Below are 26239 nucleotides of genomic sequence, written 5' to 3'. Positions count from 1 at the left end.
TATAGGTGAGAATAGTCGTTTAAAAGACTACTATATATTTTGTATTACCTTTTTAAACTAAAATGTCCTTTAGCTTCTCTTCCGTCTTCAAGTTTTATTGTGAACCAATAATCGTCTGATGGTAAAGCTTCCTTTAGGAAAGTACCATCCCAGCCAAGACTTGATGGTGATAATTGTTTTAGCAGTTTTCCATAGCGATCAAAAATATATATAATTGCATTTTGATATATACTACTATTAATTCCTTTTAGATTCCAATAATCATTGTATCCATCGCCATTAGGGGTAAAGAATTTTGATGCATTCAATACTGCAAAACTTTTTGTTGTTTGTCCACATCCATTAATACTCTCTATTATTAATTCGTGAAAACCACCAGGTACATTCTCAAATATAGTAGAAGTTTGAAAAGAAGTTTTAGTCCCATTTTCGTATTGAATCATATAGGTATAATCACTCGGATTATTGAGTTCAATTATAACTTGATTAGTTTGTTGAAGATCATGAACAATTATGTTGTTTATTTTTGCTAGATGAGATAGTGTTACAATACATTTTCGGGTCGTAGTACAGCCTAATCTATTTTTTACAGTTACAGTATATTCACCTTCCTTGGTTATTGATATGGTTGGGGTTGTTTCGCCTGTTGACCAAAAATAAGTAAAATCATTAGTCCTTGCTGGGGCTAAAATCCCTGCATCTAATTGTATTAAAGGGTTTACAGATGCCTCGCATAAAATCATATTTTCTAAGTTAGTAATATTTGGAGAAGTCACAACTGTAATGTCAAAATACCCAGTTCCATAGCAACCTTCCTTATTTTCTGCTCGAATAAATACTATTTTAGAATCAGAAACGAATGGCTCTTCGAGCTCATTTATGCCCATAGAAGCATCTTCTTTATTAGAATAAAAGAACAAATTAACATCTGAAGGTAAATTTAATTCAGTTTTTATTGAATTTTCTTTGTGTTTTAAATCAAAAGACCCTTTTCCATCACCAAGATCACATTCGTACATTGCTTCGGGTAATAGTAATATGTTTTTATTGGCATGTAAAATAACTGTTCCAATACTATAACAACTAGAATTTGGCTGCATTACTTTTGCATATAAAAGCTCATCTGGAACGTTATTTCTATAATCTATTGGAATAGATTGGGTATTCGTTACATCATTTTCAGCATCTATGCTACTATGGTAGTAATACACTTCAAAGTCTTTTTTGCCTAAAGCAATTGGCTCATCAGCAAGAGCTAAATTAAATAAAGCTAATCCATCAGTAGGTGTATTATCTTGTGTGTCACATTGTGTTAACTTGTAAGAAGTTGACAGTATTTTCGGAGCATCATAAATTGTAATTGTTTTTTCAAGAGGCTCTCTGTCTTTCCCGTTTACAGTTTTTATTAACGTTACTTTATAATCACCAGCTTGAGCGTAAGTATGATAGGTGTCAATATCTGTAGAAGTAAATCCATCTCCAAAATCCCAAACTACAGAGTCAATTTTTTCAACAGAATTACTATAAAAATGCGTTGCATCTCCCAAACAATTGAATTCATAACTAAAGGCATATAAAAATAAAGAAGTTATAAACGGTGGTAATCCTTGTTCTGTGCTGCCAGTTTTTAAGTCAATCGCATTTGTTATATAATTGCAACTAGAACCATCTAATTCTGGGTTGTTGATTACGGATATTTTATTACGATTGAAATCAGTTGTAAGGTATCCAGCTCGGTATATTTTTTCATCAATTGCTAATTGTAGTGCTCCTGCTATTAAAGGTGAAGTGTTAACAATTGTCTTAGAGGATAGGATATTGGTGCTTTTTAGATTATATTGGATTAAGTAACTTTCTAAAATAGTTTCACCATCAGTATTAAATTTATTAGCAGTGACATATAATTTTTTGGATTTTGCCGAGAATTCTACTCCATAAGGATTTGAATTACTAAGCAGTGCCATTTCATTACTTATTTTTCCTGTACTCGAATCAAAATCATAAAGTAAAACATTACCGGTGTCTCTTATTGGATTTCCTTTCGGTCCATTTTCATTTGTTCGTCTTGAAGCATTGTTTGCTATAACTACTTTTTTGCCGTTTGGAGATGCTTTTAAGTATCCTATTGCATTGGCTAGATAACCAGCTATTGGAATAGTAAGAGTAGTTGTTGTCTTGACAGGAGTTTTGTTTACACCCTGTGTACTTATTTTAAAAGCATAAAAATTATTTATAAAATGTGTAATTACCCAAAAAGAAACTCCGTCTCCATGTTGAACGGCTGTGATTTTTTCAGAACATTTGTATTTAACCTCGTCGCTATTACCAGGATTATAAGTAACTAGAGGGATGTTTTTTTCAGTAGTTACAATGTCACCAAGACCATTATCTAGTCGTATATCAACTTGAGAATAATTTAATCCATTATTTGGGGGATCTAGGTCATTTAATGGATTTTCATCGGCATTTGCAGGAAGCGGTTGGTCAACAGTAAAAATATAATAGATATAGGGATTGTTAGGTTTAGGAACTATTATCGCCGACTGTGTACTTGAATTATGTCCCATTAAACCATAGCCATTAGGCATAATCTGATGGTTTCTATTATAAACAATAGAACCATCTGTGTAAAAAAGTAAATTACCGTTTTTATCAGAAATTGTGGTGCAGCCTTCTTTGGTAACTAATTTGCCGTTAGTTAAAGCAACAGGACTCCCTGAATTAAAATCGAGACCAGCATTATTGCCAAAATACCATATAGCCGCTTCTTTTTGTCCAAAAGTCGGAATGGTTAAAAAAAGGAAAACAAACAGTAAATGGTAATAATATTTCATAACTATCAAATATAGTTAATATCTACAAAAAAAGTAATATTACGAATCATGAATATGGTTTGTAAATTATCTTTTCAAACTGAAATGGCCTTTAACTTCTCTACCATCGTCTAATTTTATAGTGTACCAATAATCATCTGAGGATAAAGGTTGATCTAAAAATGTGCCATCCCAGCCTTGACTAGAGGGGACAATTTGTTTTAGAAGCTTACCGTAACGATCAAAAATATAAATGATTGAATTTGTATTAAAATTTTCATTTACTCCTTTTACATTCCAATAGTCATTATGACCATCTCCATTTGGAGTGAAAAATTTTGGAACACCAATTACGGCAATTTTTTGACTCACAGTTCCACAACCATTTTTATCATTAATGTATACTTCATGAATTCCGGCAGTTACATTATCAAAGAAATTAGAATCTTGAAATGGACCAGAAGGTGCGTCCAGACTATATTCATATTGTCCTTCTCCAGTTACATTTACCGTTACTGAGTTTACATCTGATAAATCGGTAATGGCAATATTTGTAATTTTTGCAACATCTGAAGTGGCTACTTTTATAGTTTGGATTTTACTGCAGCCCGAATTATTTTTCACTTCGACGGTGTATAATCCTGCGATATTTATGTCAAGTGTTGAAGCCGTTTTGGTTGATAATACCGTTCCGTCTTTTGACCAAATATATGTATAGTCACTCGAAAGGGAATCATCCGGAATTCCTGCGTTGAGTTGAATAAAAAATGTTGGAAGGTTGGAACAAACAAAGCTAGTTGCTATAGTAGTATTTAAATCGGGTAATTTTAGTACTTCTAATTTAATTTTGCTTATCCCAAAACAATCATTCCCTTCTTCGATTCTAGCATAAATAATTTGATTATATGCTGTTTCATTGAAATAAGAAAAAGGATTAGTAAGCTCATTTTGTTCTAATAAAGCGTCATTTATATTTGAATAATAAAAAAGTGTTTGTGTATTAGTAGTGGGAATATTAGCTTCTTTTAGATTAAATAGATGTTTTCCATCTTCGATTCCATCAGTGTCACAAACTGGATTTATAGTGTATGTTTTTTCAGGAATCACGTTGACTTTTAATTCCAAAGTACTAAGACTTGAGCAACCTGTTTTGTTATTTGTAACTCGGACAGTAATATTTTGCGGATTGACGGTGTTATAAAAAGATGTATTTAGTTCGTTGATATTATTTTGGGCATCACTATCATTTATAAAAAATGCAGTTATTAGATCATTATTTTTATTTGTAAATTTCGTATTTACTTCATTTAAATTGAATAAACTAATGCCATCAGGAGTAAAACCTGTATCACATTGTACCAATATTGCACTGGTTTTTAATGGAAGTGGATTGACTATAAGTTTAATTTTACTTATAGCCGTACATAAATTAGGACTAGAAGCTTTTATGTATATTGATTGAAGATTGGGAATCGTATTGTAAAAAAAATTAGGTAATGGATTGGAATCATTACTAGCGTCGTTCTCTGATGGGTAATATTTTATTGTAAATGTATCTGTATTTTGGTCCCCAAAAATATGTGAAGAAACTGTGTTTAAATCAAAAAAAGATTGTCCATTTGAATCATTTCCATCTGTTGCATCATCACAAATAGAAAATTCAGTTACAGGAAATTTTATCAGGTCGTTTACGGTAATTTTAAAATCGGATGTGTTGAAACAACCCGTTAATGTATTTGTTATTCTTGCAAAAATATTCTGAGGATTTGAGGTATTTATATATTGAGTCGTATTTATGATTGGATTGATGTTTGTCAGTGCATCGTTTTGTTCAATGTGGTAAGTTACAATTACATAGTCTTGTAAGCCAATAATTTTAGTAGTATTTTTTGTTAAATCAAATTTTGTCGAAAAATCAGCTATTCCATCATTATCGCATTGATTTAGATCAAGTGCAGCCCCATTGGGGACATCAAAAGTGGGAGCCGAATTGAATGTTGCGGTTCCTGTCCATTGTAGTGAAAAATTACTACTTCCGATAGGTCGATCAACTACTAAATAATAGAAATCATCATCATCAACGGTCAGCCATTTTACAAAACTGTTTCCATCTGCACCTGGTCCCTCAGAAGTATCAGTTTCATTCTCCTCCATACCAGTAAAATTATTCTTTTGGTTTATACTTCTAGGGTTTGTGGTTGAACATCTTATGGCCTGACCTAGCATATCACAACTTGTATTTGGTCCAAAAACAAAAAAATCAAAATCTTCATTAATATCAGTGTTTTCCGGTTTCAGCAGGAAGCCTAATGTTCCTCCTTTTTTTATTGATATTTTTAACCAAATGCTATTGTTTTCTTCACTGGAACAAGTATTTAATCCTGAAAGTTCCTGAGTGCCTATTCCAGTGACGGTTAACCCTTCGAAACCCGTGTTTCCGCATGCAATAATGGCATTGCTACAGTCACTTTGCGCTTTAGTACTAATAGTTAAAAGACCCAGGAATAAAATCACAAGTAATCTAAAATCCATCATTTTTTTATGTTTAAAATAATTTTTATTTTATCGTTTTAAACTGAAATGTCCTTTAGCTTCTCTCCCATCTTCTAATTTTATGGAGTACCAGTAATCATCTGAGGGTAAAGGTAACCCAGAAAATGTTCCATCCCATCCTTGTCTAGAGGGGACAATTTGTTTTAGAAGCTTACCGTAACGATCAAAAATATAAATGATTGAATTTTCGTTGAAATTTTCATTTACTCCTTTTACATTCCAATAGTCATTATAGCCATCTCCATTTGGAGTGAAAAATTTTGGAACACCTATTACAGCAATTGTTTTACTCACCGTTCCACAACCATTTTTATCATTAATGTACACTTCATGAATTCCAGCGGTTACATTATCAAAGAAATTAGAATCTTGAAAAGGACCAGAAGGTGCATCCAGACTATATTCATATTGCCCTTGTCCAGTTGCATTTACTGTAATTGAGTTTACATCTGATAAATCAACAATTGAAATGCTTGTTATTTCTGCTATATCCGAAGCAGTTACTTTTATAGTTCGAATTCTGCTGCAACCGCTAAATGAGCTAACTGCTACGGTATATTCACCAGGAGTATTTACCTCCAATGTAGAACTCGTCTCATTAGTTAAAACGATATTATCTTTTGTCCAGATATAGGTATAGTCATTAGTAGGAGTGCCATCTAGAATTCCTGAATCTAATCTTACAAAGAAAGTAGGAAGGTTTGAGCATACTAATTCATTCTCATCTAAATCAGCGTTTGTGTTAATATTAGGTTTTGGATTGACTGTTAAGGTAACTCTTGGACTCAATCCATAACACGAGTTATCAGATGTACTTTCAACACGAACCCAAATTTTTTGCTCATTTGGATAGCCAGTATTACTGTAGTTTGATGTATTTGTTATTTCATCATTTTCTGATAGTGCATCTGCTTCATTTTTATAAAATTTTATGGAATATGCAGAACTTGAAGAAGGAAGAATCGCTAAAATATCAGTTGCTACACTACTGAAATCAAAAGTTGCGAGGCCATCAGTATCATCATTAGTTGCTCCTAAATCATCACAAGTCGAAAAAGTGCGAAGGAAAGAAGCTGGAATTTGAGTAGTAGAAACTATTAAGTTAATTTGTACTATACTAGCGCATTCATTGGTGTTTTTTACTCTAACCCAAACTGGCATTCCTCCCGAAGAGGTGTTAGTAAATGCTAGCGGATTAGAAATTAATTTATCAATATCTGCTGTTTCAGCTCCTAAAAGAGAAGTGTAATAGGTAAATGTTTCTGAAGTGTAATTTGTCGATATCTCATTATTTTTTACTGTTAAATTAAAATCAGAGAACCCGTCGGTATCATCGTCACATTGAATGATTGTCACAGTGTTAATTACTGGTAGAGTATAGATTGTCAAGGTGGTTTCGGCAGAAATTAAACCACAAGAGTTTCCAGTTTTATCTAATTTTACTCTGTATTTGTACCCGTTCATGACATTTTGTACACTTGTTATCAATAAGATATTGGTTGTTGCTCCAGAATAGGTTGAATTGTTTGTGATGTTATTCCAAGTGGTTCCATCCGTTGAGAGTTGCCATTGATAGGTGTTTCCGCCATTATCAGTTAATGTAATTGTTGTGTTTTCTAATTCACAAGTTGGTGAAACTATTGGTTGGTTGGTTATAACAATTGGAGCAGCAATAATATAATTATTATTTGGTATTGTATATGCAAAACCACTTGTGACTTTCCCATTAGTGTTAACAGTAATGGGATTGTTACCTACTATTCCATCATTGTTAGCATCAGAAAATCCTGCCTCGGTAACATCAAAACAAAGATCATTATCACTATCCAAATCGATGTAATTCAAAGTTCCATCTGAATCGGTATCAGTAATTACATAATTTAGTTTACCGCTATCTGGACTTGTTTCAAGTCCGTCAAATAAACCATTTGTACCAAAAGCTAGAGGTAAGCCATCTATAATCCCATCATTATTAGTATCTATAGCCATGCTTCCAGATTCAATTAAATCATATATGCCATCATTATCACTGTCTAAATCTAATAAATCATAAACTGCAGGAAAAGTATTGAAGACATCATTGTCGGTATTAATTCGTGTTAGTCCAGGCTCAAAAGCATTGTCAAGACCATCTTTATTTGAATCAGATCCAGAAAAGGTTATAAATCCTTTTCCTTGAGCCTCAATTGTATCAGGGATTCCGTCATTATCACTGTCTATGTCCAATAAATCTGGAATTGTATCAGAGTCAGAATCAAAAGTTTCTGTATGATTAATCATAAAAATTGCTTTATTAACAGCAGTTTCGGATAGATTATTATGCGTTAATGTGATGGAATTAGTAAGATAGGATGAAAACCCAAAGCTACCCAAACCAGGAGTTAACGGTGTTATACTATTCAATCGGAATCGGATTTCGAAAGATGAGAATTCAGTAATACCACTTTCAAAAATCCCATCATAATTAGTATCGACGAGTAGTTGATTTTGTGGGTTAGTTAAAGTAATGGTTTTATCTGATGGTACTTGTAAAATAAAATCGCCATCCCCATTTATATATTCTGAAATAGAGGTAGTTTGTGTAGGACTGTCTTGTGCTATATAATTAATGCGAATGCTTTGAGGATTTGTTAAGCTTATCTTGTATGTAACGGAATTCGTGATTCCAGCAGGAACTTCTGTAACAAATCCATATAATGATTTTCCTGTAACTGTCCCACTACCAGTGATTGTAGCAGTATAATTAGAACTTGAGATGGTATTTGACTGGTTTAATAGAGAAATATTAGCTTCAAGATTATTTATGATACCATCATTATCTAAGTCAATATCAATGTTGTTATTTGTTCCGTCATTATCTGAATCTAATGGACAGTCGCTGACTGGAATCTTGTCTGAGAAAATAGGAACTGTAGTTGGACAACCCACAATACTTCCTTTTACTTGATAATAACCAGGTTGAGTTGGGGTGTATGAATTTGAATTTGCACCAACAATTGGATTGTCATTAAAATACCACTGAAAAGTATCATAAGAAGATAAAGTGCTAATTTTTAAAACAACATTTGGTATACATGCTGAATTAGACACTGTAATTTTATCAGTTACAATTTCTGGTTTTGTATCAAATCCCGAATAATATCCGCCATAAGTTGCGGCGCCATTTGTCCCAAAGTAAGAAACATAAACTTGCTTCGTGGATTTTACCGCAATATTCCCCGTTTGATTAAAAACGGTGTATCTCACATAATCCGTATTTCCTGCTACTACTATAGGAGTACTCGAGATAGGAATATTGTTTATGGTTACAGTAGCACCAGCTTCAGTAACAATATTTAAACCACCATTATAAATTGTATTTCCTATCGATTCAATGGATGGAATATTATCAACAATGCTTGGCGTAGCACAATTTAAGGGCGGTACAAAAAATAAATTTTGGTTTGCTGATGAAAAATCTCCACCAATACTCTGATAAGCAGATACATTTTCGGAGGTTGAAACATACAAATTACCATCTATGAATTGGCTTCCGTCAATAACGGTATATTGTCCTTTATTTAGAGTAGCAATGGGTATCAGGGAACCATTAACAAATACTTTAGTCATGTCGACATTTGCAATTAATAAAACCCGTTCTAATTCATCAGTCCCAAGTCCTTTTACAAATATATATTCCTTACCAGTTTTTTCTGTTGGAACAATTTGGTCAAAACCTACATCTCTTCCTAGGGGATTTCCTTGAGCATTAACAATAGTACTGTTACTACCACCAAAAGAACCCGAATTGACAACTACAGGTTTATCTGATTCCACTAACGCACCTATCATAGCTGTACTATTAGAAATAGTGTTACTGTAATTTTCCAATGCCAAAACATAACTTTCATTTTTACCTAAAGTAACCGTTATTGGTCCATTTATAATGGTTCCGTCTGATAGTACAGAACCTATAGGAATATTTGAAATAGTGACTTTAGTATTATTCTCTGTTGATAATATTGATGCAAAGTTCAATACAATTTGATCGTAAACGGGATTTAACATTGCTCCTAATCTAAATTCTCTTCCTAGAGCACTATTTCCCTTTGAAACCAATCCGCCTGCATGATTATAGGAGTTGTTTTGTGAAGCAAATCCGGCATTAACTCTAACACTTACATAAATTAAATCTTCGGCTTCAACGATATATCCTTTGTTCTTTATAATTCCAATAGTAGTTTTTGGAGTAATCAATTGTGTATCTTGTCCTTGACCAATAGAATAAATAAATGGAGTAGTATTTTTGACCACACCAGTTATTATATTGCCTCCGTTTGCTATAATTTTAAAATTAACATCAGTAGCGCTTGGTGTTGATATATATAAATAATGGTCTCCTGCTAAATTTGTTGAACAGGTTAACGGTGGGATATAGTGTGTTTTGCTAAACTGCGAGAAACAACTTATGGAAAAAAGGGTAATGAGTAAGAGTAATGTTTTTTTCATTTGCTAAAAATAGCAAAATTTAGATTATCTTTTTAATGAAAAATGCCCTTTTATTACTCTTCCATTTTCTAAAATCAAATGAAACCAATAATCATCCGTGGGTAATGGCAATCCATTGAAAGTCCCATTCCAACCTAAGTCTGCGGTGGTTAATTGTTTTATTAATTTTCCATAACGGTCAAAAATAAATAAAGTAGATTTAGGTAAATTCTCTAGATTTTTAATTCTCCAAATATCATTATAACCATCATTATTTGGTGTGAAATATCTTGGATAATCTAAAACATAAACTAAAAATGGATTGGATAGACCACAACCATTTTTATCTCTGGCATACACTTCATATTCTCCCGGTGCAACTCCGTTAAACAATGGATTATCCTGAAAAAAAGAGCCATCTATCGAAAATTCATAATCGCCAATACCTGTATATTCAATTGTTATTGTATTTTTATTTCTTTCAAAATCATTTACTGTTACTCCGATAATGGTAGCAATTTCTGAAACTGCTACAAGATATTTTTTTGTTTTTGAACAACCATCAGCATTTGTAACGGTTACCGTGTAATCTCCGGGAGTAGTAACCGTAATTGTATTTGAACTTACTCCAGTGCTCCACAAATAGCTTGAAAATCCTGCGTTAGCAGTCAAGCTAATAGCGTTTCCTTGACACAAAATAACAGTTTCATCTTGAAAATTGGCTGGGTCAAACGAATTTACTTTAAGGGTTATCGGGGTGATGGCATAACAATCTGGACCGTTAATGATTCGTGCATAAATAATTTGTTGGGTTGTGACGGTATTTTTAAAAATATTTGACAAACTGTTTTGTTGCGCTACTGCATCTGTTGGGTTTAAATAATATTCTACGATTAAGCCAGTAGGTAAACCTGTTAGAATTTGAGGTGTTACTTGTACGTTTAAATCAAATTGTGATAAGCCATCATCAATACCATCGATGTCACAAGTTGAAATTGGGTTTTGTGTTACAATAACGTTATTGGAAATCATCAATTTTACTTCGGCATAATTGGCACAATCGTAAGAATTATTCACTCGTGCATATACCGACTGATTGATGAGTGTATTGGTATACGTGGTGGGATTTGTAATTGAATTAATTTTTGCCTCAGCATCAGCTAAATTTTCATAATAAACTACTGTACTTAAATTACTTGCATTGTTTTTTACAATGGCATCAACTTTTGTTAAGTCAAAAATAGTTTTTCCGTCATTATCGATGTCACATTGTATAAGGGAAGTATCATTTAAAATAATTTCTGTAGTATACTCGATTTTTATTTCCTCGGTTGCAATACAACTGGGAGTCAATTGGACCTCTAATCGATAAATACCAGGGCTTGTAGCTGTGTAAGAAGAAGAGTTGTTCACAAATGCTACATTATCCTTAAACCATTTGTAAGTGTAACCTAAACTTGCTGGTAGTTTTGCGTCAATAGTATAGCTTTCACCAAAACAAATAGGATTGTTTGTAGCCAATAATCGGTCTGGTCCCAAATCAATTTTTGGTAAAAAGCTACCAGCTTTAAGAAAAACTGCAGAGTCATAATATTGGTTCGTCTGGTCAGCAATTACTAATTTAACATGGTATATTTTCCCTGGTTCAACGTTTGTTTGAGCGGTCAATGTTTTTGTTTGTCCAGCATGATTGATTGAACTAGAAGCATTGTTGTATCCGCCAAAATACAATTCATTTTCTGGTCCACAGCTTTTTATGGGTTCGTTCGAACTTGGAATCGGATTAATTTGTGGATGAATACTTTTTGATGAAACTGGGATGGTCGTGCCGGGTAGTACTGCTAAATTTTGATAAGTGCTAGTTCCACTTTCTTTTATTAAAAAGGCGAAACCATCAGAATAATTACAAGGAAAATCATCTTGGTATTCATTAGAGGCAAATATATAATCAAAGCTTATAAAATCTGTTAGCGCTGTAAAATCGAATTCTAGAACAGTAGCGTTTAAAGTGTTCGAAATTCCTAATGCTTGTTCTAAATCGCTATCTCCTGACCAAGAAGAATTTCCTCCTCCGAGGTTTCTTATAAAAGGCCCTTCAGATTTATTACTGCTCCAAGTGCTCAAAAGAACACCTTCTGTAAAAGGAAAACTACCACCTTGATTATTAAAATATCCGTAGCTATTTTGACTGCCAGAAAAAGGATCTCCTTTTACAACGAAATTAGAAACATTGGCGCAGGAACTATTTACTAAGATGTTTTCAATAAGTTGCTGCGCTGTGTAAGAGTCATTTACGGAAATAGATTGTGCAGTCACATTAAATGTAGTGCAACTAATAAAAATATAAAATAATAGTATTTTTACACATTTCATCATGTGTAAAGATACTACAAATCTCTATTTTTTAATAATCGATACGAAAGGAAAATAAAAATTACGGTCCAAAGTAACACGATAGTAATTGAGAATATTGAAACATTGTATTCTTTAATATTATCCAAACCAATTTGAGTTCCCAAGTTTTTCACCACAGACAATCTACTAAAAGGTTCTACTATCAAATTAGACATGGATTGTAACGGTAAAAACTGAGTAATAGATGCTGCCGTATCGCTGTTAGGGAATACTTTAAAAGTTAAAACTCCATTAATGATTCCTTCGATGATATTCCAAACCAAAAGAAATCCTAATGCAAAAGCAGAGCGTTTTACTAATATTCCTAAAAATAAACAGAAAGAGAAAAAACCAACTAGTTTAACAAAATAAGCTAAAAGGTATTCTAAATCAGAGAAGACAATACTAAACTCCGTATAGGAAGAGTAACTTATTCCTAAAATGAGTGACATTATAAAAATAAAAACAGTTGATACTGTTGCAAATAGAACGACAGTTAGGAATTTAGATTGTATAAATTCCTTTTTACTCATTCCGTCTATTAAGTTTTGTTTTAGTGTTCCATAACTATACTCGTTTGCCATCATGGAGACTATTACTATTGCTAAAAATAGTTTTAGTATTGCTGCAATATATGTGTTGAAATGCCAGATGAAAGGGAAATTAAAAATTCCCATCTCAGCAAGATGGAATTTAAAAATACCAAGATCAAATTTTATGGAGGCTATTAAAGCTATAAAGGTTAAAAGAATAAAATAGGACAATGTTAAAACACGGCTAGCTTTATTTTTCCAAATTTTTTGCAGTTCTATGGAGAGTAATCTTTTCATGATTTAGTTTTTGAAAGTTGGGTTGCCATTAGTCAGTTCTAAAAATTGTTCTTCTAAGCTGTTTTTACGTTTTACTAAATGATTGAGTATGATGTTTTTTTCAAAAAGAAATTGATTCAATTCTTTTGCGTCTAAATCATTTTTCAGGTAAACCAAAACTTTCCCATCCTCATTTACCACATTTTTAATGGCAGGATGCGTTTTAACAGTTAGGATTAAATGTTCAGTGTCATCAGCTTGTAATTCAAAAAATCCTTCATTAGCTGACATTCCATCAACTAAACCAGTGTATAAAATTTCTCCTTTTCTTAAAACCAAAACATGAGTACATACTTTTTCTACTTCGTCCAATAAATGAGAAGCGAGTAAAATAGTAGTTCCTTTTGAGGCAATTTGTTTAATGATATCTCTAATTTGATGAATCCCTTGAGGATCTAAACCATTGGTGGGTTCATCAAGAATTAAAATTTCTGGATCATTCAGTAGGGCAGAAGCAATGGCCAACCGCTGTTTCATTCCCAATGAAAACGTACTGAATTTACTGTTTTGTCTGTCTACTAAACCTACTAATTCTAGTTTTTCATCAACTTTTGTATAGTTGATTCCTTTAATCTTACAAACTAGTTCTAGATTTTCTTTGGCAGTCATGTAAGGATAGAAATTAGGTCTTTCTATAATTGCTCCTACTTTTTTTAGCGCTTCATGAGTTTCCATTGAACCATTAAACCAGCTATATTCACCGGAGGTTTTATTGACCACGTTTAAAACGATTCCTAAAGTTGTTGATTTTCCGCTTCCGTTAGGACCTAGAATTCCGTATACATTGCCTTTATGTATGTCGAAAGAAACGTTTTTAAGGGCTTGAAGTGAGCCATAACGTTTGTTGAGATTTTTGATAGAAAGTATCGTTTCCAATGGGTTCGTCTTTTTGGTTTACTATAGGACGAACAAGACAGGAAATTGTTACCGCTGAAATTAAATTAGTTTATTTTAGACATCAATTTGCATAGCATATCTAATTTGTTTGCAGTAATAGGTTTCATTATATAATCTTTTATGACATCATATTTTTTCGCCATTTCTATATCTGCAGGATCAATAGAAGAGGTCATAATAAAAATTGAAATTTCTTTTTTTATGGGTAAATGAATAAATTCGTCCAAAAACTGCCACCCATCCATTACTGGCATGTTTAAATCAAGTAAAATGGCATCTGGAAGTATATCAGTTTCATTCCAATTTTCTTTTAATTTATCAATGGCAAATTGAGCATTATTAAAGGAATGAATTTCTTCGCAAAACTTACTTTTAGAGATAAGAATGCTCATCAATTTTACGGTTAATTTGTCATCATCAATAATGTATGTTAATTTATTTTTCATTTAAATAAATTTTAAAATTAGAACCTTGTCCGACTTCGCTTTCTATTTCAATTTTACCATTCATAGCTTCGAGTTGGTTTTTGGTTATAAATAATCCAATTCCTTTTGCGTCTTCATTGCCATGAAAGGTTTTGTACATTCCAAAAATTTTATGCCCATTTTTTTTTAAATTCAATCCTAATCCGTTATCTTTAAAGTTGATAACGGTGTAGTTGTCAATAATTTCGTGACTAATCTCTAAAGTAGCTTTCCGTTCGGGTGATTTATATTTAATGGCATTTGTGAATAAATTCAACAAAATACTATCTAAGTAAGCTGGAATTGCAGTAACAACAAGATCTTCTGGAATGGTATGTGTAATCTTTATTTCACTATCCTTAATGGCCAAGCTCAATGCCATTTTTGTTTTTTCTATTTCATTCTTTAATTGAATCTTAGTCTTTTCAATATTTGTTTTTTGTTGAATTGTGATAATTTCATTCAAATATTCGATGGATTCGGAAAGTTTTTCAGTTCCTTCTTTAAATAAATCAAAATAAGAAAGTTTCTCTTCAATATCATCTGTATTTTCAATCACGTCCACTACCATTGATAAATTACTCGTATGGGAGCGTATATTGTGGGAAACGATATGGGTAAAATTATATAGTTTATTATTTTGACTACTAGTTACATCCAATAATCGTTTAAGTTCAAACTCTTTTTCAATTCTGTGAGTTACGTTTCGACCCACACCAATGAAGTTAATGAAGTTGTTATTACTATCAAATACGGTAGTTATATTGAGTTCAAACCAATATTTTTCCTTGTTTTTATTATAATTTAAAATTGTGATTTTGATGCTTTCTTTATTTTTAATTGCTTTTCTCATTAATGAGGAAGCATTTAAATCAGTTTCAGGACCTATGGATAAATAGCCTGGTTTTTGTCCTATAACTTCTCCCATACTCAAACCGGTTAGATCTAAATAAGCTTGATTTGCCCACACTGCTTCTCCATTTTCATTTGCAATAACAATGGTATCTGTAGTTTCAGAGGCTGCAAGTGATAATAAACTCAATTTAGCTTCAACATTTTTTCTTTCGCTAATATCTCTTATGAAACAAACCAAGTAGGTTATATTATCCACTACAAATTTTTTTCCTGAGGCTATTTCTACGGGTATTGTTTCTCCAGATTTTGTCTTGATATACGTTTCATTGATGGTATATTCGTTTCGGTCTAGATTGTATTTCAGAAAAAACCGAAGTTCTCTTCTAAATTCCTCTGGAAATAATTTTGAATTATGTGAACCTTTCAATTCAAAGTTATTATATCCTGTAAGCTCTGATGATCTGGGATTACAGTCTGTAATTAATCCATTTGAAGTGTCAATAATAAAAATGGCATCATTGGCACTGGAAAAAATAGAAGAAAATTTCTCAACGCTTAATTGTAATTCATTTATTAAATTTTGCTCATTTGTAATGTCTTGAAATGTGCCCAATAAATTCATTGGCTTTCCGTCTACAACTTCTACCTGACAGATACATTCAATGTATTTAATATTATTTTTTGCTGTGGTAATCTGAAATTTATCATCAAATGAAACGCCTTCATTGATGGCTCTTTCGACAAGTAATTTAATTCGATCTCTATTTTCGCCTGGTGAATAAAAGTTTATACCACTTCCATTTATAGGCTCAAAATCTTCAGGAACTTCAAGGATACATTTTGTAACAGCGTCCCAAAATACCTCATTAGTTAAAATGTTCATTTTCCATATTCCAATTTTAGCTGATTGTGCAGCCTTGAAATAAAGTTCAAGCTTATTTGTCATTAGTAGGGTTTAAATTTTTAATTGTCTTGGGGACAACCAAATATAAAGTTTATATTTTGGTGCCATCCTTTTTTAACAAAAAAAATAATTAGAAATAATTTTATTTTCATGGGGTAATAGTTAAAGTGCTTGTATTTAGTGGTTTTTGTGTTTTTTGTGTTTTAATTCATTTAAAATAAAAAGTCAGGTTTTATCTAATAATTAAGGATTTGAAATTTGTAACTCATTATAATTTCGTTACTTCTGTCTGATAAAAACATTTAACTTACATAAAAATAAAAACCATTTAATGCTTGTAACTAGACTTATGTTGAAAGTATATATTTAAAAAAGAGTAGCCTTCAACGGCTTAATTTATTGTAATTTTGTATTAAATTCTTTTTCTAATGAGTAGTGAGCCAGTAATGCTGTTTAAAAAACCATCGTATCCAATAAATAAATCACTTTTGGAATACTTGGGGCGTTTTGATCGTCTGTCAAAAGTGCCTATTTTTTATGATGATTTATTGCGCTTTTCAGGATCTGTAAATGTTTATGATAAAAATGAAGAGGATACTTTATGGGTTAGAGTCTATTATACTGAATTTGAAAGACAAGAAATTGATTTAACGCTAAAAAAAATCTATTCGTTATTGCATTCTGATGGTAATCTGGGAATTCTAAAATTTTTGAATGTGGATTCCATTGATTACTGTACTTTTGGGAACTCGAAACCTTTTCGAATAAAAGTCAGAAACATATTGAATGATAATTATACTCATTTTTACATCAAGAAAGCCGATGCTTCCCGTATTTACGGACTAGAATTAGAGCATATTTTATCTCCAGATAAAATCAATTTTCTAGTGTATAATGATACTCTGATAGAGGAACATATCATGGGAATTCCAGGAGATGTTTTTATAAAAACACTTTTGTCAGATTGTACCGAAACTGAGAAAGCACAAATTGCTAAAGAGTTTGTAAAATTCAATGAACGTTGCATGATACGATTACTTGGCGACATGCGTTCCTATAATTATGTAATAGTTCCTACACATGATTTTGACCATGTTGTTTATAAAATTCGTGCTATCGATTTTGACCAGCAGTGCTATGAAGGGAATTTTAAAGTTTACCGTCCTCAATTTTTTAAAGAAAATTATCCTATGGTAAAATTGGTTAAAGACAAACTTCAAAACAGTTCTATTGAGCAATATAAAGATGAAGAAAGAGCGGTTCTTGCAAAAAGAATTCATTCAGCCGAAAATCGTATTAAAAGATTATTACAAATTATGGGAGATGATGTTATCGCTCCCGAAGAACATTTGAAACAATTGCAATTAGAATTGTACCGTTATACCAATGATTTGAATTTTAAAAAAGCCAAATCTATGGGTAATATCATGAGTGCAGCTTTTGGATTTATTACAAGAAATTTTAAAAACACGAATTTATTTAACACCGGATTTTAGTCTTTATAATTTGTGGCTGAAATAATCATTTAACTTTCAATACGAATACCCACAATTTATTTACATTACTTCAATTATGAGAAACTACATTTTCATTTTATCAGCGTTCACCTTTTTATCTTGTCAGCAAGAATCAGGAAATTTAACAACGGTTTTTTCGCTACCAAAAAAACTAAAAGAAGTTTCGGGAATCACCTATTTGGTCTCTAGTAATTTGATTTGGACACTAGAAGACAGCGGTAATGCAAATGAAATTTATGGGCTCAATTTTGAAAATGGTGCAATTGAAAAAACGCTTACCATCGAAAACACGGAGAATATCGATTGGGAAGATATTACAAAAGACAAAGAAGGAAATCTTTATATTGGAGATTTTGGGAACAATGACAATGAAAGAAAGGATTTGTGTATCTACAAAATGGATAAAAAGTCTTTAGCTACTGAGAGTGCAATGCCTACTTATAAAGTTTCATTTGCATATCCAGAACAAAAAGATTTTCCTCCAAAAAAAACAGCAATGTTTTATGATGTTGAAGGTTTTTTCGAATTCAAAAATAATTTCTATCTCTTTACTAAAAACCGAAGTAAAGGTTTTGACGGTACTGCTTTTTTATACAAAATTCCAAACACACCCGGTTTTCATCAAGCAGTTTTGATGGGAGAATTTAAAACCTGTGACAATTACAATCATTGCGCAATCACGGCCGCCACGATAAGTCCTGATGAGACCAAAGTTGCTGTTTTAACCCATGACACGGTTTTTTTATTCGAAAATTTCGAAGGTGATAATTTTTTAAAAGGAATAAAAAGCACTCTCGAATTAAATCATTTCTCTCAAAAAGAAGCAGTGTCTTTTATTGATAACGACAGGCTTTTTATTGCCGATGAAAAAACCAAAAGCGTAGGAGGGAATGTTTATGAGGTAAATATCAAAAAATTAAAATCCAAATCCTAATCCAAAAGAAATTCGGGCTTCCTCAGTGGCAGTTTTAAAATAAGTAATTCTTGCAGTAATGACGTTTAGTCCGTTGAGCCATAATCCTCCCCCAAAAGACTGATGCCATTTGTCTGAATTCTCTCCTTTTTGCCAAACTCTTCCATAATCAAAACCACCTAGAATTCCGTAAGTCATAGGCAAAATGCTCTTTCTAATTTTTCCTAAATTCCAACGGATATCACTACTTTGATAGAACGATTGATTGCCTAAAAAGCGCTCGTTTCTAAAGCCTCTTAAGTCATAATCACCACCCAAAGTTGCTCCTTGATAAAATTCGAAATTGTTATTCAATAGCATTTTTGCTTTGAGAATAGTTGCCAAAACTACTTTTCCATTAGCATCAATTTTATGGTTAAAATTCAATTTAGTTTCTACTGATGGAAAATTTCTTTTTGACTCATTCAAATTCATTTTCCATGTTCCAGCAATAGAAAATCCCATTCCCATAGAGGGAAATGAAGGGATATCGTAATTTTCAAAACTATATTTCAATGTTGCCCCTGCAAATTGTTGGCTATCAAAAATATCAGGATTTACAATGCCAGGAATGTTTATGAATCGATTATTGGTTTCCTCCACGCTAATTTGTTCAAATGAAGTTTGAAAATGGATTGCACTACCATATTTACCCACCTTTTTGATGGATGGTAAAACTTTCAACATTCTGATCCGGACACGATTGTAATCCATTCCGAAAATTTCATCATTATTTGCGGTTTCATTTCCAGTACCAAAATAATTGATAGTGAAATTCGGACTCGTAAATTGGCTCTCTAAGTCCAAATCCCATTTGCCAACTGATTTCGGGAAATGGGCATTGTAAATCAGTTCGTATCCACTTGTAGCAAAAAAGTAATTTGCTATTAAAATGTGTTTTTGCGTATATGGATTTTGATTGAATTTATTGATGGTATAGTTGGTAATAAAACCTATTTTCACTCCGTCATCTGGATTAAAACCAATATTTGGTAATCCTGAAAAAGCATTGTATTTTGGCTTTTCATAATCATACAAACTCGCTTCATAATCATCAGATAAAAGAACTCTGGTTTTTGGATCTACAGCGTAAGTATTTGTTTTGGATTTAAAATCATGAATTTTTACCTTTTTTCCGTTTTCTACGGTATAAGAATCTTCATTTTGACCTCCTATTAATCGTATGTTTATATTTGATTTCGCATTTCCTTTTACTTCAAAAATATCGTCTTCATCTAATCCGTAAATCCAAATGTTTTTTGTTTTTCCGGCAAAAAAATCTTTTGTGTAGAGCAATTCATCTCCCTCTTTTTTAGAACGATATACTTCGATTACAATCTTGTTTTTTGTTGCCTGACGAATTATAAATTTGTCTTTTTTATCGGTACCAACAATTAAAACTGTTTTTTGCAGCACTCTATAATAGTCAGATGCATAGTGCTGTAATTGTGTTTTTCGTATTTTTAATTTACGTTTTATGTCTGCTATAGTTACATCCTGAACTTCTTTTGGCAGATTATCAAAGGCATTTTCTATAGCACTATCCGAAAGGTTTTCCTGAATGAATTTAGCTTGTTTAAGCCACTCCTTTTCGTCAGATGTTTTAAGAAAGGCAAGGTCTAAAGGATAAGGTTCGCGATTGAGCCATTTTACATTTTTAATTTTCTCATTAAAAGTTTGCATGTGTCGCAATGCAGGCATATTCATCACTAGTTTCAGCAATGCTCCATCATATTTTGTAAAGGCCTGATCCCGATCTCTTGGAATGGGTTTGTAAATTATTTTATTACCTACTTTATATTCGCCCCAGCGCCATTGATCTTCATGTCTGTCCCAATCTCCAATGAGCATATCAAATAAGCGTGCTTTGATATATTCACCTTCATCAATACTATATTTTTCATCTTTATGAAGATTCTTGAATAGGTCTTCGGTGCTGATTATTGCGGTAGGGTTTCCAAAGCTTTTTACTTCAATTTGGCTATCTGTGGGGCGCTCTTCCACCATGTACAATTCATCCCCAAAATCAGTATTGAAATTTTTTAGAGCTTTATGTTTAGGAACATAATACAATTCAGGATTTGAATGCGAAACGCCAATTTTTTCGGCTAAATTCCCAATTGCGAAAGGAGTATATGGATGTGAAGTGGTGTAAAAATCAAGTAAAAAATTCTCCGCATAGGTGTCTTTAAATTCATTTTCAATAAATTGATCTTTAAATGCTACCGCTTGTAGAAAGCGAGAAGCGCTTTTTTTCAAGGCACGCATTACATATTCTTTTCCGTTTTTGTCAACAATTTGTAATGATCTGGATTGGTGACCGCCACCAGCACGTTTTGGTTTTAAACCACCAAAAAGAGTGTCAATCGTTGTTGTTTTTACTTCTATCGGTAAGCTATAATATTTTCGATAATGCTTTCCGAAAAGGAATCTATAAAATGCATTTTTATCGGTTTGCTTTGTAGAATAGATTGTTGCCGTGGTCGTTTTATCAAATGAAGTCGGAAAATTTTTGGTGCTGAAATCATCTTTTTTAGCCACTATAAATTGTTCGAAAATCAGTTTTTCTTTGTTGTTTTCCTTCCCGTAAAAAGAAACCTTTGCGGCTCCATTTTCATAAAAATTTAATGTAGCGTAGCCATTGCCACCATAAGAAAAATCATTTGGGTAAACGGCTTTTGCTGCCTCTGATTTTGATCCGGCACCACTTATAATTTGCTTGATATTGTCTTTTTCAATGTATTGTAAATTGTGGTCATGGCCAGAAACCACTATCACATTATCCTGACTTTGTAAGAGCGCTTTTATGCGTTTGGTAAAAAATGTATATTGTTTGTTTTGAATGTCTTGCGGACTTATACCAGATGTTTTTCTGATGAGGTTAATAACAGAACCCAAAACTGGAAGTGGAATTTTTTGTTCTAGAGGGAAAAATTGTTTTTTTAATGAAAACTGGCCACCATGTGTTCCATTACTCATTAATGGATGATGCAATGCTAGAATTATTGTTTTTTCTTGATTTTTATTCAGAATAGATTCGAACTCATTAAAAAAAGCTTCTCTTGATTTGATGTTACAATCATCATTTATAGTAGGGCTTTTGTCCCAGTCTTCCAGAAACCATTGACTGTCTATGGTTATTAAAATCAGGTTTTTATTGATTTCTATATCGTCAATTCCACAACCTTTTCGGGGTAAGAATGATTTTTTATCGTTTAAATATTCCGATACAAATTTTGCTTGGCGTTCTACACCTTTTATACCGCTATACCAATCGTGATTTCCTAGAATAAAAAGAGTCTGGCCTTTGAAGTTTTTAGATAATTTTAGTTGATTGGTAAGCTTACTTTCGGCAATAATTCGCTCATTTGCTTTATCAGTATTTGGTAATCCTTTTGGATAGATATTGTCGCCAAGAAATAAAAGTGTCGCATTTTTATTTGCTTTTTCTAATTGATCTTTCAGTAAACCAATTGTTTGTTGCGCTTTTTCTTCATTGGCATTTCCAGCATCGCCAATTAAATAAAAAGTATGCACAATTTTTGAGCTATCTATACCGTTTACAACTACCGGATTCTTGGTTTTTTTACCAAATTGTGCGTGGTGAGTAGCACACGATTGAAAAATCAAGGCCGAAACAAATAACATTAATGCTACTTTATTCGAAGTAATAAAACAATTATCCGAAAACAATTTCATAATTTAGTAGTGTAAAAATTTCTTTATGAATCTTATAGAACAATCCGAAAATTTTGTTAGTAAATTACTCAAAGATAAACTTTCTAATTCATATACCTATCATAATTTTAACCATACTCTAGAAGTAGTAGCTGCCGTAAATACTCTTGCTGACAACGAAAATAGTAGTGCTTCTGAAAAAGAAATTTTACTTATCGCCGCTTGGTTTCATGATACGGGATATATACAGCATTGTAATAATCATGAAGCTTCAAGCATTGTTATAGCCTCTGATTTTTTAACAAAAATGGGAAAATCTGATGATTATATTGAGAAAGTGGCCGGATTAATTAAAGTGACTGAAAAGCAATGTGTTCCCCAAACCCTTTCTGAAAAAATAATAAAAGATGCAGATTATTACCATATTTTGAGTGATGATTACATTTTTAGTTGTGAAGGTTTAAGAAATGAATGGAAAAACGTAGAAGGGAAATCGTTTACAGATAAAGATTGGGCTTTAGAAAATTATAATTTTTTAACGAACATTCATCGGTTTTATACAGATTATGCTTTGGCAAATTGGCAGCCTTTAAAGGAGAAAAATATAAAACGGTTGCAAAAAAAAATAAAAAAAATGAGCATAAAAGCAAACAACGAAGCTGAAAAAGAATATAAAAAAAGAGAAAAAGAAGACAAACCAGAGCGAGCTGTTGATACTTTATTTAGGGTAACGTTAAATAATCATACTAGTTTAAGCGGTATTGCTGATAGTAAAGCCAATATTTTACTCTCCGTAAACGCTATTATTATTTCTATTGCGCTTTCTACATTGATTCCAAAATTAGACAGTCCAAAAAATGTTCATCTCATGGTGCCTACTTTTATAATGCTGATGTCTAGTGTGATTACTATTATTTTTGCCATACTTTCCACACGACCAAAAGTCACAAAAGGCGTTTTTACTCGACAAGATATTGAAAATAAAAAAGTAAATTTACTTTTCTTCGGGAACTTCTATAAAATGCCTTTGGATGAATACCAATGGGCAATGAATGAAATGATGAAAGACAGAGAGTATCTTTATAATTCGATGATTAAGGATTTATATTTTCTAGGATTAGTTCTCGAGAAAAAATACCGTTTATTAAGAATTGCCTATAATTTTTTCATGCTAGGAATTATAATTTCAGTAATTGCTTTTGTAATTGCTTTTAAAATGGTTGGTTCTTAATTCAATTCATCCAATAGATCCTGGTAAGAATAGTTTTTTGGATTTTGTTCTTTAGTGTCGTTAATCACTTTTACCCTAATGGCTCTCAAACCGGAAACTCCTTGTAATTCTTCCACTTCAAATTGTTCGATCGTTGGTTCTAATACTTTTTTAAATTGTAAAAACTTGATATAATTCAAATATTCTGTTTCCTCATTATTATGGGAATAGACTATTGTGATTTTTTCTTTTTCGGTAATTCTCTCTTGGGTTCCCTTGATATTTGCTTTGTCGATGCGTTTTTTGACTACTTCATAACGCGCATTATAAGTTCCGTCAACATCAAAACGTTTTTCATCCATTCTAAATCGGATTGAAATAGCAGAACTAAACACCAAAATCAATGATGTTACATCAAGTTCATAAGGCAACGTAGATTTGAGTTGATGGTGTTCTAGCTCCATTTCGCAAAGCGTTTGCAATTGCCATAATCTCAAATTATGAAGATACAACGTGTCAAAAGGTTTTGATGGAGCAATTGAAGATCCAATATAAAGATTGTGTTCTACACCATCAGTTTTAAAGCGTTCATAATAATGGGGGTATATGTTTTGTGCTTCCGCTTGTTTTTTATCGAGAATAGAAGCGAGTTTTTTATTAATGATTGACATGGCATTGTCAAATTTCTTTCTCGAATGATAAAACATGCCTGTTTTTTCATCCAAACTTTCAAAATATTTTTTTTCCAAAGTTTCTCCGGTAGCGTCCGTTTTGGTATTTCTTAAAATTGGATGAATTTCATTTTCAATATAAAGCTGAATTTGTTGCTCGGTATCCGCTTTCAATGGAAATTCCAACTGGTTAGAAAACGATTGTAATTCAAATTTTCGTTGTTCTAATAAAACCAAATTCGTATTTGAATTCTGATTTTCAAAAATTTCAATAAGTGATTCGAGTTGATTTTTTAAATCTTCTTTCACCGTTTCATTTCTGTGACTTGAAGAGCCTTTAATGTCTATTTGCCCATATAAAGGATATACTTCCTTGAATACAATTTCCTTGAAAATATAATCTTTATTCGGATTATTAGTTTGAAAATATTTAAGCGCTTCTCTTCTAAATTTCCAATACACACTTGGGTGAATGGCGGTATATTCTCTTTGTATGATAGCTTCAATTTGGTGTCGCATATCATTATTATAGCGCTCTAATGTGTCTACCAAATAGGGCAAAATCAAATCAAGTTTGTTTGCATTAATGCTGTTAAGTTCTCTTGATTCTCCCGAAACCAATTCAATAATACCTAATAGCTTATCGTTTTTTATTACTGGGGCGAGAATACAGCTTTTAATATTTAGTTTTAAAAAATGTGCTCCTAGTTTTTCATTTCCTTCAATTTTGGCAAATTTCTCAACATTTGAAATTACAAAAGGTTTATTTTGTTCCAAAATATTTTCTAATGAACAACCAAAAAGTGCATTTTTACAGTCTACTTCTTGGATATCATGCAGAATAAAACTGTCTATTTTTTTATCATCATATGGAGGTTTTACAAACTTTTCTTCTTCTTCATTGTAAATAATGAAACCTACTTTTAAATTAGCTATTTTAAAAATAGAACGGAAAATAGTTTCAAAATCACCACCATTTCCAGTAGTGTCCGTTTTTGATTTCAAGAGATTGCTTTTCAAGTTTGAAACGGCACTCTCTATGGAAGCATCAAATAAGGATACAATTCCAAAGCCTTTTAAAATCCAACTTTCAGAAGGAAATTTTTCTTTCCAGAGCTCAATATTATCATAATTGTCCATTAATAAATCAATATCTTCATTAGTTAAGGTTATTGATTTATCCGTGGGGATGATTTCCATAAAATCAGCATTGTATAGAATCCTATAATGTTTCATTACACCATTTTCATCTGGAATATCATAAAATAAAGGTTTGTTGAAATCAAAATGCTGATTATAAAAGGTATTTAGAATCAAAAGACAATTCATGATGTAAAATTGATTTTGATCAAAATCCCTAATGGTCATGTCAAATGTTGTTCCAGCATTTAGGAGTATTTTTTTGAATCTTTCACTATAATTAAACGTGAAGTTTTGAAACGGAATTGTTACCGCTTTAATTTCATTTTTTGTTAGGGCTGTAGGGAAAAGATCAGCTAATAGGTACTGTATCAGTGTTTCGTTTTCAGGAATTAAATTCAAATTCTCGATTCCAGTTCTGAACTCAGGAAAAGGTTCGATTTCTTTCAATAAAGCCTTGGCATAATTCGATCGATAATCGATAGTACTGTCTTCGATTTCCTCTAAAGCTTCAATGAGTTTATGAAATGATATAAGCGTTTTGAACGGGCTTTCTTTAAACAAATGATAATCCATCTGATAGTTTATTTAGAATACAAAATTACTAATAAACGAAATTGGATAGTCACATTTTTGGCTCTTTTTTAGAATTAATAGGATTAAATCGTATTAATGAATTTTTTATAATAGTGAATCTGATTCGTCCTTAAAAAAAACAGGCTAATTATGCGATAGAAATGGCATTATGTTTTAATAGCTATTACTTTTATACAGAATGAATCCTTTTATTATAGAAACCTAAGAGTGTTTCATTTATTTCTTTTAGTTCAGGTGTAAGATATGTTTTTCTACCTT

At 32.0% G+C, this 26239-nt stretch carries 13 protein-coding genes; 3 read left to right on the top strand and 10 right to left on the bottom strand.

Annotated elements, in window-relative coordinates; all coding sequences use genetic code 11:
- Positions 1 to 44: 44 nt before the first annotated feature.
- From V5J73_RS09825 to V5J73_RS09790, 8 genes are all read right to left on the bottom strand, one after another.
- Positions 45 to 2834, bottom strand: coding sequence for a T9SS type B sorting domain-containing protein (locus tag V5J73_RS09825; protein ID WP_338645502.1), 2790 nt, complete (start codon positions 2832 to 2834; stop codon positions 45 to 47).
- A 66-nt stretch (positions 2835 to 2900) separates the two neighbouring features.
- The gene (locus V5J73_RS09820; RefSeq protein ID WP_338645501.1) at positions 2901 to 5348 is read right to left on the bottom strand and encodes a T9SS type B sorting domain-containing protein; all 2448 of its coding nucleotides are present in this window, start codon (positions 5346 to 5348) and stop codon (positions 2901 to 2903) included.
- 27 nt (positions 5349 to 5375) lie between these two features.
- Positions 5376 to 9854 (bottom strand): T9SS type B sorting domain-containing protein, encoded by a 4479-nt coding sequence (locus tag V5J73_RS09815; protein WP_338645500.1) that lies wholly within the window; start codon positions 9852 to 9854, stop codon positions 5376 to 5378.
- Positions 9855 to 9878: 24 nt separating this feature from the next.
- A complete protein-coding gene (locus V5J73_RS09810) occupies positions 9879 to 12209 on the bottom strand; it encodes a choice-of-anchor L domain-containing protein (protein WP_338645499.1) in 2331 nt (776 codons plus the stop codon).
- Between the two features lie 11 nt (positions 12210 to 12220).
- Positions 12221 to 13057, bottom strand: coding sequence for an ABC transporter permease (locus V5J73_RS09805; protein ID WP_338645497.1), 837 nt, complete (start codon positions 13055 to 13057; stop codon positions 12221 to 12223).
- Between the two features lie 3 nt (positions 13058 to 13060).
- Positions 13061 to 13972 (bottom strand): ABC transporter ATP-binding protein, encoded by a 912-nt coding sequence (locus V5J73_RS09800; RefSeq protein WP_338645495.1) that lies wholly within the window; start codon positions 13970 to 13972, stop codon positions 13061 to 13063.
- 65 nt (positions 13973 to 14037) lie between these two features.
- A complete protein-coding gene (locus V5J73_RS09795) occupies positions 14038 to 14439 on the bottom strand; it encodes a response regulator (RefSeq protein WP_338645493.1) in 402 nt (133 codons plus the stop codon).
- Positions 14429 to 16258: a PAS domain-containing sensor histidine kinase gene (locus tag V5J73_RS09790; RefSeq protein WP_338645491.1), complete on the bottom strand. Its 1830-nt coding sequence runs from the start codon at positions 16256 to 16258 to the stop codon at positions 14429 to 14431. The genes V5J73_RS09795 and V5J73_RS09790 overlap by 11 nt, the downstream gene beginning before the upstream one ends.
- 386 nt (positions 16259 to 16644) lie before the next feature.
- Here V5J73_RS09790 and V5J73_RS09785 point away from each other — a divergent pair, with 386 nt between their 5' ends.
- Positions 16645 to 17712 (top strand): hypothetical protein, encoded by a 1068-nt coding sequence (locus tag V5J73_RS09785; RefSeq protein WP_338645488.1) that lies wholly within the window; start codon positions 16645 to 16647, stop codon positions 17710 to 17712.
- Positions 17713 to 17788: 76 nt separating this feature from the next.
- Positions 17789 to 18667 carry a hypothetical protein gene (locus tag V5J73_RS09780; RefSeq protein WP_338645485.1) on the top strand — a complete coding sequence of 293 codons (879 nt, stop codon included), beginning with the start codon at positions 17789 to 17791 and terminating at the stop codon, positions 18665 to 18667.
- On the opposite strand, the gene V5J73_RS09775 is transcribed toward V5J73_RS09780, so the two are convergent.
- Positions 18650 to 22384 (bottom strand): metallophosphoesterase, encoded by a 3735-nt coding sequence (locus V5J73_RS09775; RefSeq protein WP_338645483.1) that lies wholly within the window; start codon positions 22382 to 22384, stop codon positions 18650 to 18652. The genes V5J73_RS09780 and V5J73_RS09775 overlap by 18 nt on opposite strands.
- Positions 22385 to 22409: 25 nt before the next feature.
- On the opposite strand from V5J73_RS09775, the gene V5J73_RS09770 reads away from it, so the two are divergent.
- Positions 22410 to 23594, top strand: a complete 1185-nt coding sequence (locus V5J73_RS09770; protein ID WP_338645481.1) for a Pycsar system effector family protein — start codon at positions 22410 to 22412, stop codon at positions 23592 to 23594.
- Here the strand turns inward: V5J73_RS09770 and V5J73_RS09765 are convergent.
- Entirely contained in the window at positions 23591 to 25960 is a 2370-nt protein-coding gene (locus V5J73_RS09765; protein ID WP_338645479.1) for a GAF domain-containing protein, read from the bottom strand. The genes V5J73_RS09770 and V5J73_RS09765 overlap by 4 nt on opposite strands.
- Positions 25961 to 26239: the final 279 nt, after the last annotated feature.

Source organism: Flavobacterium sp. KS-LB2, from assembly GCF_036895565.1.
GTDB lineage: Bacteria > Bacteroidota > Bacteroidia > Flavobacteriales > Flavobacteriaceae > Flavobacterium.
Note: the sequence above shows the minus strand (reverse complement) of the source record. Positions and strands in the feature narration are given on the sequence as shown.